Below are 13,600 nucleotides of genomic sequence, written 5' to 3' on the forward strand. Positions count from 1 at the left end.
GAAAACGCCCGGTGGCAGCATCGGGCGAAAGCACCGGGAGGGTAACGAATGGGGCAGCAGGAGACCGTGGCGACGAGCCTCGCGGACACCGTACGCGAGGGGATCGGCGCCGCGCTCGCCCAGGTGGACGCGGATCTGGCCCGGCGCTACCCCGGTGACCCCGGCACCCGCCAGCCGGTGCACACGGTCTATGTCCCCGGCGACGTCTTCGCCGCCGACACCCTGCGCTCCTGGGGCGACCAGGCACTCGCCGCCCTCGACGAGCACGCCCCCGACGCCGCCGCCCTCGCCGCCGTACTGGACATCCCGGACGAGCTCGCCACCGACGTGCACGACCGGGTCCGCGCCAAGCTGACCCGCGAGCCCGTCGAGGACCTGCGGATCGACTTCGAGGACGGCTACGGCCCGCGCCCGGACGCCGAGGAGGACGAGGCCGCGGCCCGCGCCGCGGCCCTGGTCGCGGCCGCCTACCGCGGGGGCACCGCCGCCCCGTACATGGGCATCCGGATGAAGTGCATGGAGGCCGCCGTCCGCGACCGCGGCATCCGCACCCTCGACATCTTCCTCACCGGCCTGATGGCGGCCGGCGGGCTGCCCGACGGCCTGGTGCTGACGCTCCCCAAGGTGACCTACGTCGAGCAGGTCACCGCCATGGTGCGGCTGCTGGAGGCGTTCGAGAAGGCGCACGGCCTGGACAGCGGCCGGATCGGCTTCGAGATCCAGATCGAGACCACGCAGGCGATCCTGGGCGCCGACGGCCGGGCCACCGTCTCCCGGATGATCGAGGCCGCCGAGGGCCGCGCCACCTCCCTCCACTACGGCACCTTCGACTACAGCGCCTCCTGTGGTGTCAGCGCCGCCCACCAGTCCCTCGACCACCCGGTGGCCGACCACGCCAAGGCCGTGATGCAGGTCGCCGCGGCGGGCACCGGGGTGCGGCTGTCCGACGGCTCGACGAACGTCCTGCCGGTCGGCCCGACGGCCCGGGTGCACGACGCCTGGCGGCTCCACCACGGCCTCGTACGCCGCTCGCTGGCCCGCGCGTACTACCAGGGCTGGGACATGCACCCGGCCCACCTCCCGACCCGCTACGCGGCCGTCTACGCCTTCTACCGCGAGGGCCTCGAACAGGCCGCGGCCCGGCTCGCGGCGTACGTGGCCAAGGCCGGCGGCGACGTCATGGACGAGCCCGCCACCGCCAAGGCCCTCAGCGGCTACCTCCTCCGTGGCCTCGACTGCGGCGCCGTCGACACGGCCGAGGTCGCCCGCCTCACGGGCCTGACGCGCACGGACCTGGACTCGCTGGCGGGCCGGGTGGCGAAGGCGGCCTGAGGGGGCTGAGAGGGTCTGAGGGGGTTCGGGGGCGGGGCGCGGGGCGCGCCGTCGGAGGGCGCGAACTTGCCGGTGGGTATGGCGCGCGCTCCCGAATCCGCGCGTGAGTCCCTCGCCTCCGAAGTCGCTTGTGCGGATCCTTCCGGCCCCGGCTTTGCTCGTGGGTGTCACCCGCGCCCGAAGTTGCCTGGGTGGATCCCCCCGGCCTCGACTTCGCTCGTGGGCATTACCCGTGCCCGAAGTCGCCTGTGTGGATCCCCTCGCCCCCGAAGTCGCCTGTGGGCATCACCCCGGCCCCGACTTGGCTCGTGGGCATCACCCCGGCCTCGAAGCCGCGCGTGCGCATTCCCAGGCCCTGACTTCGCCCGTGGGCATCACCCCGGCCCCGAAGCCCTGACGTCGCCTGCGGGCATCCCGCCAGGGGCCCGAAGTCGCCCGTGCGCATCCCCCCACCCCCGAACCCACCCCCCGCCCCCTCCCCCGAAGGGGGAGAGGGGGAGGGGGCGGGGGAGAGCGCGGAGCGCCGCTTGTGCGGCCTCTGTGCCGCGGCCGCGCCCCGCCCGTCACCGCTCCTGCGCTGCGGCTGCGCCCCCGCCCGTCACCGCTCCCGCTCGCAGCCCGAAAGGCCCTCCTCCGCCCCGGCGTTGTCAGTGGCTCGTGCGAGCATGACGGTGCGTTGCGGAACGACCGGGACGACACGGCGGGAACGACCGCAGCCGGAAGCGACCACAGCGGGAGCAGTCACAGTAGGAGCGGCCACAGTGGGAGCGACCACAGCGGCGCGCCGCAGGGGAACGACCGCGGCGGAGCGGGCCGTGGGCGGAGGAGGGTCTTTCGGGCCGGGGGCAGGGAACGAGTGCAGCGGGGGGAGCTGATGAGGCGAGGGCGCGGGACGGCGGCTGTGAGGGCGTGTTGGTCGGGTGCCGGCCCCAGGGGGCCGGCACGCCTGCCGTCATGCCCCGGCGGAGGCGGGCGATCAGCCTTCCGTCGGGGGGATTTCGCCGGAGCCGCGGGGGACCAGGCGGGTCGGGATCTCCGTGTGGTGCGGCGGCTCGGTGATGCCGTCGAGGCGGCGGAAGAGCAGCGCGGCAGCCGTACGGCCCATCAGGGCCGGGTCCTGGGCGACGACCGTGACCGCCGGCCGTACGAGATCGGCGAGTTCGAAGTCGTCGAAGCCGACGAGCGCGACCGGTCGCGGCGATGCGCCGAGGACCCGCACGGCCGTGACGGTGACGCGGTTGTTGCCCGCGAAGAGCGCGGTGACCGGCTCCGGCGCGTCGAGCATGGCCGTGGCGGCGGAGCGTACGCGCTCGGGGGCGGTGGAGCCGAGCGACACCCAGGAGTCGTCAACGGTCAGCCCCGCGGCGGCCATTGCGCTGCGATAGCCGCGCAGCCGCTCCCGCGCGGTGTGGATCCGCGGCTGGTCGCCGATGAAGCCGATCCGGCGGTGGCCGTGCGCGATGAGGTGGGCCACCGCGTCCCGCGCGCCGCCGAAGTTGTCGCAGAGCACCGCGTCCGCGTCGATCCGGCCCGCCGGGCGGTCGACGAACACGGTCGCTATCCCGGCCGTGATCTCCGGCTCCAGATAGCGGTGGTCGTCCCCGGCCGGGATGATGACCAGTCCGTCCACCCGTCGTGCGCACAGCGCCAGCACCAACTCCTGTTCGCGGGCCGGGTCTTCGGCGCTGGAGCCGTTGATCAGCAGCGCTCCGTGACTGCGGGCGACCTCTTCCACGGCGCGGCTGAGCGGGCCGTAGAAGGGGTCGGCGAGGTCCTCCAGGACGAGACCGATGCTGGCCGTGCGGCCCTTGCGCAGGATCCGCGCCGAGTCGTTGCGCCGGAAGCCCAGGGCCGTGATGGCTTCCTGGACGCGGCGTTCGGTGTCCGGGGTGACCCCCGCCTCGCCGTTGACCACGCGGGAGACCGTCTTGAGGCCGACCCCGGCGCGCGCCGCGACATCCTTCATCGTGGGACGGGTGCCATAGCGGCGGGACGTGCCCCGCGCGGTGTCGGTCACGGTTCGCGGTCCTGTTTCTCTCGGCGCCTGGGTGTGGCGTCGAGCATAGCCTCTAGACAACGTTGTCAAACGAGGGAAGACTGGCGTTCTCACGCCGGGCCGGCAGCCCCGGCCCCCGGGCCCACCAGGAGATTCCACACCGATGCAGACGGACCTCAGCGCAGCGCTGGACATTGGCGGCACGAAGATCGCCGGCGCTCTGGTGGACGCCCGCGGCAGACTGCTCGTACGGGCCGCCCGGCCCACCCCGGCCGACCAGGACGGGGCGACGGTGATGCGCGCGGTGGCCGAGGTGGTCGGCGAGCTGGCCGCGGCCCCTGACTGGGGCCGGGTGGCGGCGGTCGGCATCGGCAGCGCGGGCCCGGTGAACGCCCGGGCCGGCACGGTCAGCCCGGTCAACATCCCCGGCTGGCGCGACTTCCCGCTCGTCGCCGGCGTACGGGCACTCGTCGGCGGGCGCCCCGTCGTACTCGTCGGCGACGGCGTCGCGATGACCGCGGCCGAACACTGGCAGGGCGCCGCGCGCGGCCACGCCAACGCGCTCTGCATGGTGGTCTCCACGGGAGTGGGCGGCGGGCTGGTCCTCAACGGGCAGCTGCACCCCGGTCCCACGGGCAACGCCGGCCACATCGGCCACATCAGCGTCGACCTCGACGGCGACCCCTGCCCCTGCGGCGGCCGGGGCTGCGTCGAGCGGATCGCCAGCGGCCCCCACATCGCCCGCCGCGCCCTGGCCAACGGCTGGCGTCCGGGCCCCGACGGGGACACCAGCGCCGCCGCTGTCGCCGCGTCCGCACGGACGGGTGACGAGGTCGCCCTGCGCTCCTTCGAGCGAGCCGCGCAGGCACTGGCCGCCGGGATCGCCGCCACCGCCACGCTCGTCGAGATCGACATCGCGGTCATCGGCGGGGGAGTCGCGGGCGCCGGAGACATCCTGTTCGCCCCGTTGCGCTCGGCCCTGCGGGAGTACGCGACGCTGTCGTTCGTCGCGGACCTGACCGTCGTACCTGCCCAAATGGGCACGGACGCCGGGGTGGTGGGCGCCGCCGCGGCCGCCGCGCAACAGTCCCGTCTCGATGCCTTCGCCGCCGCACCCTGACCTCACCACGGGCCCCCGCGCGCCCCTTAGTCTGGTGCCGACCGCGCCGGACGACGACGTGCCGGCGGCCGTGCGCCGGCACACGTGAGGTGCCCGGCGTACGGAACGGACACGGGTACCGAGGGGATTGGCGACGGTGACATCGGGGGAGCGTGAGCAGCGCGGGCCGGACGAGGCACCAGGGGTGGGCGGGGCGCAGGGGGCGGAGGGTGCGAACGTCCCAGGGGAGCCCGGCGGAGCCCCGTCCCAGGACGCGGGTGACGCGGCCGGCGCGGCACCGGGCAGCCCGGCCGGCGGTGCCCCGGGCGCGCCCCGCGCCGCCGAGGCGAGCGGTCCCCGGCGCGGCACCGACGCCGATCTGACCGGACGGCTGCTCGGCGGCCGCTACCGCGTCACCGACCGGATCGGCCGCGGCGGCATGGGCGTGGTCTGCCGGGCCGTGGACGAGGTGCTGGGCCGCGAGGTCGCGGTCAAGGTGCTGCGCGCCTACACGGACGCCTCCGCGCCGGAGCTCGCCGATCTGCGCACCCGTATGCAGCGCGAGGCGCGCGCCGCGGCCCGGATCCGGCATTCCGGCGTGATCACGGTCCACGACGTCATCGACGAGGACGGCCGGCCGGTCATCGTCATGGAGCTGGTGGACGGGCCGTCGCTGGACGACGCCCTGGCGGAGCGCGGTCCGCTCGACCCGCGGGAGATCGCCCGGATCGGTGCCCAGGTGATGGACGCGCTGGACGCCGCCCACCAGGTCGGCGTGCTGCACCGCGATGTGAAGCCGGGCAATGTGCTGCTCGACCGCACCGGCCGGGTGGTGCTCACCGACTTCGGCATCGCCAGCATCGAGGCCCCGGGCGACGGCGCGTCCACGAACATCACCCGCAGCGGCGAACTCGTCGGCTCGCTCGACTACTTGCCCCCGGAGCGAGCACAGGGCCAGGGCCCCACCCCGGCCTCCGACATCTGGTCGCTGGGCATGACGCTGTACGCGGCGGTCGAGGGCGGCGGCGCGCCGTTCCGCCGTACGTCGGTGTGGTCCACGCTCACCGCGATCGTGACCGAGGCGCTGCCCGAGCCGCGCCGGGCCGGCCCGCTGACGCCCGTGCTGCACGCCCTGATGGCCAAGAACCCGGCGGACCGGCCGTCCGCCGCGGAGGCCCGGAGCATGCTGCGGGCGGTGGCCGAGGGACGGGACCCCGCGCCCGCCCCGGCGCCCGGCGCACCGCATCTGCCCACCGCGACCGATCTGCGGCCGCTCACCCCGCCGGCCCCGCCGCAGGAACTCCCACCACCGCCGCGGCCCCAGGGGCAAGGACCACAGAACCCCCCGTCCCAGGCCCCGGGCCCCGCCCAGGCGCACCACCCCCACACCCCGCCCCCGGCCGCCGCCCAGCAGCCCGGCTTCTCCTACGCGACCCCGGGTGTGGCCTTCGACCCGCCCGGTGTGACGGCCGGCCCGTCGGTGGGCAGTACGGGCACCCACCCCTACCCGGCGAACTCCGGTGAGCGGGAGACCGAGCGGCTGCCCGCGCGGCGCCGCCGTCGGGTGGCGCTGGCCGTGGCGGCGGTGCTGGCGGTGCTCGCCACCGGTGGCGGGGTGACGTACGCACTGGTCGGCGGCGGTCCGAGCGATGCGGTCGCGGACCGCGGCCGGCAGTCGCCGGATCCGGCGTCGACGCCCGGCGAACCGGGTGCGCCGAGTACGGCCACCGGCAAGGACGACGCCAAGGGCAAGGACAAGGGGAAGGCACAGGACGCGGGGGCGGACGGCGGGGCGGGCGCGTCCGCGTCCGGCCGGCCCTCGGACGGTCCTACGTCGAAGGGCAAGGACTCCAAACCCGGTGGAACGGGCGGGAGTTCGGGCGATGACGGGAGCGGAGCCGCGGACGGCGGCCACGACGGCAGCGGTGGCGGAAGCGGTGCGGGCGGGACGCACGGCGGGGCCTCCGGCGGTGGTGGCAGCGGAGACCCGACCCCGGCGCCGACGTCCTGCGTGTCCGCCGGTGGCGGCAAGACCAACTGCGACGTCTGGCGCACCGCGAATTCCTACACCGCGTCGTTCCAGCAGGTCGGCACGTTGAACATGGGCACCAACTACTTCCACTGCCAGGCGAAGCTGGGCCGCCGCGAGACCTACGGGAAGTGGACGAACGTCTGGTGGGCCAAGACGGACGACGACAGTGGCAACACGGGGGTCTACATCAGCGTCGTCTACCTCAAGGGCGGGGCGAACGACCAGCCCGTCCCCGGGTTGCCGGTCTGCTGACGGCCGTTCGCGGAGCGCGGAGGGCGGGCGGGGCCCGGTGGCAGAGTCCGGGAACCCGCCCGCCCGTGAGCGCCGGTCGGGCGCTCAACTTCCGCTTCAGCAGCTGAACTTGGCGTCCGCCCAGTCGGCGTGGTCGTAGTCGATCCCGTCGCCGCCGTCGGTGACGACGAGGCGCACGGTCTCGGCGCCGGCGACCGCGGCGGTCAGCTCCCGGGCGGCGTCGGTGCCGGTCACGGTCCCGCTCCCGGCGACCCGTGTGCCGTCCGCCCAGACCTCGAAGCCGGCCGAACCCCGGTCACCGACCTCGTCGTCGATCCCGACCCGCGCGCTGAACGCGGAGCACCGTCCGCCGGTGTAGAAGGTGATCTCGCTGGGCGCATGCACGCCCAGGCCCTTGGCGAAGCCGGTGCCGCCGATCCGGAGCGGGCCGCCGTCGCCGGCCGCTTCCTCCCCGACGCTGGTGTTCTTCTCGACCGGGCCCCAGCCGTTGGTGGCGGTCAGCCAGGGCAGTTCGGCGGCGTAGGTGGTCCCCGCTGGCGGCGGCACCACGACGTGGCCGGTGCCGGGCAGGGTGGTGGTGACCCGTTCGCCGCGCGGTGAGCGGTAGTCGGCGGTCAGCGGCAGGTCGTACGCACCGGGGGCGGCGCCGGCCGGTGCGGTGATCCGCCAGGTGGTGGTGAGGGTCCGGCCGCCGGGCAGGGCGCGGGCGGTGGCGGGGGTGGTGGCCGTGGCGTGCCAGCCCCGCGGGGTCTTGAGCGTCACCGTCAGGTTGCGGGCGGGGGTGCCGCCCAGGTTGCGGACGGTGGAGCGGAGGTCCGTGGACGCTCCGGCCTCGACCAGGGGCGCGCGGTCGGTGCCGGTTTCGACGGCCGGCGGGTAGGCCGACCAGTTCGTGTCGGCGGCGACCCGGTAGACGGTGGTGCCGTGTGCGGGGACGGTGGCGGCGATGGTGCCCGTGGTGTGGGTGTCGCGGTGCTGCCACAGGTCGCGCAGCCGGTAGCCGGCGGCCTGGGGAGGCCGGCGGCCCGGGCGGTGGTGGCGATCCGCTGCGGCCGGTCGCTCTCGTTGAAGAGCGCCACCGCCCGGTCGCCGTTCGCGAGTTGCTTGACCAGCGTCCAGCGGCCGGACTCCGACGCCAGCACGGTGGCCTGCTTGCCCAGGGCGTCCTGGTCGAGGGCGATGACGTCCTTGTTGGCCAGGATCTCGAACGTCTCCGGGCCGGCCTTGCGCAGATCGGAGCCGATCAGCAGCGGTGCGGCCATCATCGACCAGAGGGAGAAGTGGCTGCGGTACTCGGTGTCCGTCATCCCGCCGTTGCCGACCTCCAGCATGTCCGGGTCGTTCCAGTGTCCCGGGCCGGCGTACGGCGCCAGCGGCAGGTTCTGCCGGGCGATCGCCAGCATGCTCGACCAGGAGTCACTGATGTCGCCGGTCGTGCGCCACAGATGTCCTACGTCCGACGCCCACTCCCAGGGCTTGTTCTCGCCCCATTCGCAGATGCTGTAGACGATGGGGCGTCCGGTGGCCCGCAGCGCGTCCCGCATCGCGCGGTACCGCTGCCGGGCGTCCACGCCCTGGTTATTGCAGTTGTCGTACTTGAGGTAGTCCACGCCCCAGTCGGCGAACTGCTGGGCGTCGGACTTCTCGTGTCCGAGCCCGCCGGGGAATCCGGCGGAATTGCAGGTCTTGGTGCCGGCACTGGTATAGATGCCGAACTTCAGGCCCTTGGCGTGGACATAGTCCGCGACCGCCTTGATGCCGTGCGGGAATCGCCGGGGATCCGGTACGAGCTTGCCGTTCGCGTCGCGTGCGGGCAGCGCCCAGCAATCGTCGAGATTGACGTACCGATATCCGGCGTCCTTGAGTCCCTTGGCGAGGAAGAGGTCGGCGATGCCCTTGACCATGTCCTCGGTGAACTCGGCGCGGCAGTGCGTGGAGTTCCAGTTGTTGAACCCCATCGGGGGCGTCAGGGCGAGCCCGCCGGGGAGCCGCGGCGCGGGGCGCGGGGCGGCGGCCGGGGCCGCGGCGGGGGTGTCCGCGGTACGGGCCGCGGCGGGCGGCGCGGTCGCCCCCGCCGCGCAGAGCAGGGCGAGGGACAGCGCTCCGACGATTCTTCGGTGGCCTGTCCGGCGGATGGAGCGGATACGAACGCGCATGGTTCGCGTCCTCCGTCTTCGCGAGAGGTGGGGTGAGGTCGAGTACCTGCCACTGGCGAGTGTTTACGGTAGGGCTTGTTGGACTCTGTTGGAAGAGGAGCGGTAACGGTTGGTGCTCCGCCTGCCAAAGCCCTTGACGCACCCAGCAGTTCGGAGTGAGATCCCACCACTCGCGTTCGTTTCTGTTTGGTTCCACCCCTGAGGAGGGGGACATGGCCCAGTCACCGTTCAGCGGTTCGGATGCGTACGGGGAAGTGGCGGGACGTCGGATGTCCCGCCGGACGCTGCTCCGGGGCGCCGCGCTCGGCGCGGGGGCGGTGGCCCTGCCGGCCCTGCTCACCGCCTGCGACAGCGGCCCCGGCGGTATCACGATGGGCTCCAACGCCTCGGACGCCGTACCGAAGAAGGCCTTCGCCGCGGCCTTCACGGCGTACGAGAAGAAGTCCAAGAAGACCGTGAAGGTCAACACCGTCAATCACGAGAACTTCCAGGAGAACATCAACCGCTATCTCCAGGGCACTCCCGACGACGTCTTCATGTGGTTCGCCGGGAACCGCATGCAGTACTTCGCCCAGAAGGGCCTGCTGACCGACATCAGCGATCTGTGGCGGGATTTCGATGGATTCACCGAGGCGCTGAAGAAGCAGTCGACGGGACGGGACGGCAAGCAGTACCTCGTGCCGTACTACTACTATCCCTGGGCCGTCTTCCACCGTAAGAGCGTGTTCCGGGAAAGGGGTTACGAGATACCCCGGACCTTCGACGAGTACCGGGCACTCGCGAAGAAGATGCAGAAGGACGGGCTGGTGCCGTTCGCCTTCGGCGACAAGGACGGCTGGCCGGCGATGGGCACCTTCGACTACCTCGACATGCGCGCCAACGGTTACGACTTCCACATCGCGCTGATGAGCGGCCAGAAATCCTGGAACAGCCCGCAGGTCAAGCAGGTCTTCGACCTGTGGCGCGGGCTGCTGCCGTACCACCAGAAAGGCGCCAACGGCCGCACCTGGCAGGAGGCCGCACAGACGCTCGCGCAGAAGAAGGCCGGCATGACCGTCCTCGGACTTCCCCACCCCGGCCAGCAGTTCAGCGCCGCCGACCGCCCGGACCTCGACTTCTTCCCCTTCCCGGAAATCGACCCGGCGCACGGCCAGGACGCGGTCGAGGCACCGATCGACGGATTCCTGATGTCGCGCAAGGCCAAGGACAAGGACGGCGCCAGAGACCTGCTGAAATTCCTCGCCACCCCGGAGGCGGAGAACACCTACCTCAGGTACGACCCCAACAACATCGCGGTCAACAGCGGCGCCGACACCGCCGCCTACACCGCACTCCAGAAGAAAGCCGTGCACCTCGTCGCCGGCGCCCGGCAGATCTCGCAGTTCATGGACCGCGACACCCGGCCTGATTTCGCCTCGACCGTGATGATCCAGGCGATCCAGCAGTTCCTCAACAATCCGGATGACATCGACGGCCTGGTCAACGACATCGAACGCCAGAAGAAGCAGATCTTCGCTGCCGGGTGAACCCCGGTCACCGACCGAGCGATCCACCGCGAGACATGACGGGGAGCGAACCGCCGTGGTGAAAACCCGTACCCGGCGCGCCGGAAGACCGGGGCCGCGGCGGCACACCCGCCGCGACCTCGCCGTCCTCGGCGCGCTGCTGGGCCTGCCGATCCTGCTCGACCTCACCCTGATCTGGGGCCCGACGCTGGCCTCCGTCGGACTGTCCTTCACCACCTGGGACGGTGTCGGCGACATCAAAGGGGCCGGGCTGGACAACTACCGGAATCTGTTCACCGACTATCCGCCGTTCTGGCCGGCGGTCCGCCACAACCTGCTGTGGCTGGCATTCCTCGGCCTGCTCGCCGCCCCCTTCGGACTGCTGCTCGCCGTCCTCATCGACCGCGGCGTCCGCTTCAGCCGTTTTTACCAGTCCACCCTCTACCTGCCGGTCGTGCTGTCGCTCGCCGTCGTCGGCTTCATCGCCCAACTGATCCTCTCCCGGGACCAGGGCGCGCTCAACGCCGTAATCGGCGGAAAGGACCCCACCGACTGGCTGGGAGATCCCGGACTCAACATCTGGATGGTGTTGCTGGCGGCCTGCTGGCGGCACACCGGATACGTCATGATTCTCTATCTCGCTGGCCTGAAATCCGTCGACCCCGGCCTCAAAGAGGCCGCCGCACTCGACGGCGCGAGCGAACGGCAGGCGTTTTTCCGGGTCGTGCTGCCGACCCTGCGGCCGGTGAACGTCATCGTCGGCGTCATCACCGTCATCGAATCGCTGCGCGCCTTCGACATCGTCTACGCCGTCAACAAGGGCCGCAACGGCCTGGAACTGCTGTCCGTGCTCGTCACCGACAACATCATCGGGGAGGCCGGCCGGATCGGCTTCGGCTCGGCCATCGCCGTCGTCCTGCTCCTCGTTTCGCTCGGATTCATCGTGACCTATCTCGTCCAGGAACTCCGAGGGGAGCAGCAGCGATGACCGTATCGACCGCCCCGCCTCCGGCGCCGGCGCATACCGGCCCGGCCCGCCGCGGCCGGTTCGGCGTGCACCTCTTCCTCACCGCCGTTTCGCTGGCCTTCCTCGCCCCGCTGCTGCTGGCCGTCTACGCCTCCCTGCGCCCCTACGAAGAGACCGCGCGCTACGGCTATTTCTCCCTCCCGCGCCACCTCTCCTTCGCCTATTACCGCCAGGCATTCGTCGACTCCGGAATGAGCAAGTACTTCCTGAACTCGCTCGTCATCGCCGTCCCCGGAGTCCTGCTCACCCTCTTCCTCGCGTCGTTCGTGGCGTTCGCGGTGTCCCGGCTCCGGATCCGTGGTGGTACTGCCCTGCTGATGGTTTTCACCGCCGGGAATCTGCTGCCCCAGCAAGTGCTCGTCACCCCGCTCTACGTGCTGTTCAACAAGGTCCCGCTGCCGTACTGGATGTCCGACTCGATGACGCTCTACGACTCCCTCTGGGCCGTCATCGCCGTGCAGATCGCCTTTCAGCTCGGATTCTGCGTCTTCGTCCTGGCGAACTTCATGCGCACCCTGCCGCAGGAAATCCTCGAAGCCGCGATCGTCGACGGCGCCGGCGTCTGGACGCAGTACCGGCAGGTCACCCTCCCGCTGTGCCGGCCCGCACTCGCCGCGCTCGGCACCCTGCAATTCACCTGGATGTACAACGACTTCCTGTGGGGCCTGGTCTTCCTCTCGGACGGCGACAAACTCCCGGTCACCTCCGCCCTCAATAACCTGCGCGGCCAGTTCTTCACCGACTACAACCTGCTCGCCGCGGGCTCCGTCCTCGTCGCCCTCCCCACCGTCCTGGTCTTCCTCCTCCTGCAACGGCATTTCATCGCCGGCCTGACCCTCGGCGCGAGCAAGGGCTGACGCCGTACGCACCCGGCACCCGGCACGATGCGCCCCCGTCATATGCGGATTCCGGTGGTTCCGCGCAGGTACGCGCACCGGGTGTGCGGGTGAGGGTTTCGGTGCTGGAGGGGCTGGGGAGCGCTTGTTTGCCGGGGCCTCCCCGGCCGGACCGGCGGTCGAACAGGCCGCGCTCCCGGCCGTGCGCGCGGCCCGTGACCCCGAGCGTTTCCGTGGCAGGGTGTTGCGGGCAACTCACCTGGGTCTAGGGGAAGAGGGGAAACCGTGATCGTCTGGCTGAACGGCACGTTCGGTGCGGGCAAGACCACTGCGGCTCAAGAACTGCTCGACCTGCTTCCCGGAAGCACGCTCTACGACCCCGAACTCCTGGGCAGCGGGCTGCGGTTGATGTTGCCGGCCAAGCGGTTCGAGGAGGTCGACGACTACCAGGACCTGCCGTCCTGGCGGCGTATGGTCGTCGACACCGCGGCGGCGCTGCTCACCGAGGTCCCCGGCCCGCTGGTCACCCCCATGACGCTGCTGCGGCAGGAATACCGCGATGAGATCTTCGGCGCCCTCGCCGCCCGCCGGATACCCGTACGGCACGTTCTCCTCCATGCGGAGGAAACGATCCTGCGTGCGCGGATAGCGCACCGGGAGGAAACACCGGAAGACGACGCGGCCACTGCGTCCGTCCGCCGCTGGTGCCTGGCGCACCTCGGCCCGTACGCCGACGCGCTGCCCTGGCTGACGTCCGACGCCCACGTCGTCGACACCACCCACCTGACGCCCCGGCAGACCGCCGAACGCGTCGCCGAGGCGCTCCGCACCGGCGCCGGCGCCTGCGACATCGTGCAGACCCCCGAACCGACCGCCGAGACCCTCGCCGCCGGCGTCCTGCTCTTCGACGACCAGGATCGCGTACTGCTGGTCGACCCCACCTACAAGGCGGGCTGGGAATTCCCCGGCGGCATCGTGGAACGCGGCGAGGCCCCCACCCACGCCGGCGTCCGCGAGGTCGCCGAGGAACTCGGCATCGAACTCCCGTGCGCGCCACGCCTGTTGGTGCTCGACTGGGAGGCCCCCCGCCCGCCCGGCTACGGCGGCCTGCGGCTGCTCTACGACGGCGGCACGCTGAGCGACGACCGGATCAGCAAGCTGCTGCTGCCCGGCGCGGAACTGCGCGCATGGCGCTTCGTCACCGAAGCCGAGGCGGAGACACTGCTGCCCCGGTCCGCTGGAACCGCCTCCACTGGGCGCTACGCGCGCGGGAACGGGGATGCCCGATTCACCTTGAGGCGGGTGTTCCTGTCTGACCCCACGTGTCTGTCTGTCCCTCCCACGTACTTGTCTGCGGCGCCGCGG

7 protein-coding genes and 2 pseudogenes are annotated in these 13,600 nt (G+C 72.0%); 7 read left to right on the forward strand and 2 right to left on the reverse strand.

What is annotated here, in order from left to right:
- The first annotated feature begins 48 nt into the window (after positions 1–48).
- Positions 49–1,332 carry a DUF6986 family protein gene (locus tag OJ254_RS21565; RefSeq protein WP_265363642.1) on the forward strand — a complete coding sequence of 428 codons (1,284 nt, stop codon included), beginning with the start codon at positions 49–51 and terminating at the stop codon, positions 1,330–1,332.
- Between the two features lie 976 nt (positions 1,333–2,308).
- Here the strand turns inward: OJ254_RS21565 and OJ254_RS21570 are convergent.
- Positions 2,309–3,349, reverse strand: a complete 1,041-nt coding sequence (locus tag OJ254_RS21570) for a LacI family DNA-binding transcriptional regulator (RefSeq protein ID WP_265363643.1) — start codon at positions 3,347–3,349, stop codon at positions 2,309–2,311.
- A gap of 142 nt (positions 3,350–3,491) precedes the next feature.
- Here OJ254_RS21570 and OJ254_RS21575 point away from each other — a divergent pair, with 142 nt between their 5' ends.
- Entirely contained in the window at positions 3,492–4,448 is a 957-nt protein-coding gene (locus tag OJ254_RS21575) for an ROK family protein (protein ID WP_265363644.1), read from the forward strand.
- Between the two features lie 136 nt (positions 4,449–4,584).
- The gene (locus OJ254_RS21580) at positions 4,585–6,711 is read left to right on the forward strand and encodes a serine/threonine-protein kinase (protein WP_341483638.1); all 2,127 of its coding nucleotides are present in this window, start codon (positions 4,585–4,587) and stop codon (positions 6,709–6,711) included.
- A 96-nt stretch (positions 6,712–6,807) separates the two neighbouring features.
- On the opposite strand, the pseudogene OJ254_RS21585 reads toward OJ254_RS21580, so the two are convergent.
- A pseudogene (locus tag OJ254_RS21585) lies at positions 6,808–8,867 on the reverse strand (NPCBM/NEW2 domain-containing protein).
- A gap of 269 nt (positions 8,868–9,136) precedes the next feature.
- On the opposite strand from OJ254_RS21585, the gene OJ254_RS21590 reads away from it, so the two are divergent.
- From OJ254_RS21590 to OJ254_RS21605, 4 genes and pseudogenes are all read left to right on the forward strand, one after another.
- A complete protein-coding gene (locus OJ254_RS21590) occupies positions 9,137–10,393 on the forward strand; it encodes an ABC transporter substrate-binding protein (RefSeq protein ID WP_265365255.1) in 1,257 nt (418 codons plus the stop codon).
- A gap of 55 nt (positions 10,394–10,448) precedes the next feature.
- Positions 10,449–11,360 (forward strand): carbohydrate ABC transporter permease, encoded by a 912-nt coding sequence (locus OJ254_RS21595; RefSeq protein ID WP_265363645.1) that lies wholly within the window; start codon positions 10,449–10,451, stop codon positions 11,358–11,360.
- A complete protein-coding gene (locus tag OJ254_RS21600; protein ID WP_265363646.1) occupies positions 11,357–12,256 on the forward strand; it encodes a carbohydrate ABC transporter permease in 900 nt (299 codons plus the stop codon). The genes OJ254_RS21595 and OJ254_RS21600 overlap by 4 nt, the downstream gene beginning before the upstream one ends.
- A gap of 264 nt (positions 12,257–12,520) precedes the next feature.
- Positions 12,521–13,551, forward strand: a pseudogene (locus tag OJ254_RS21605) (NUDIX hydrolase).
- Positions 13,552–13,600: the final 49 nt, after the last annotated feature.

This window comes from Streptomyces endophytica, from assembly GCF_026153355.1.
In the GTDB taxonomy this organism is placed as follows: domain Bacteria; phylum Actinomycetota; class Actinomycetes; order Streptomycetales; family Streptomycetaceae; genus Streptomyces; species Streptomyces endophytica.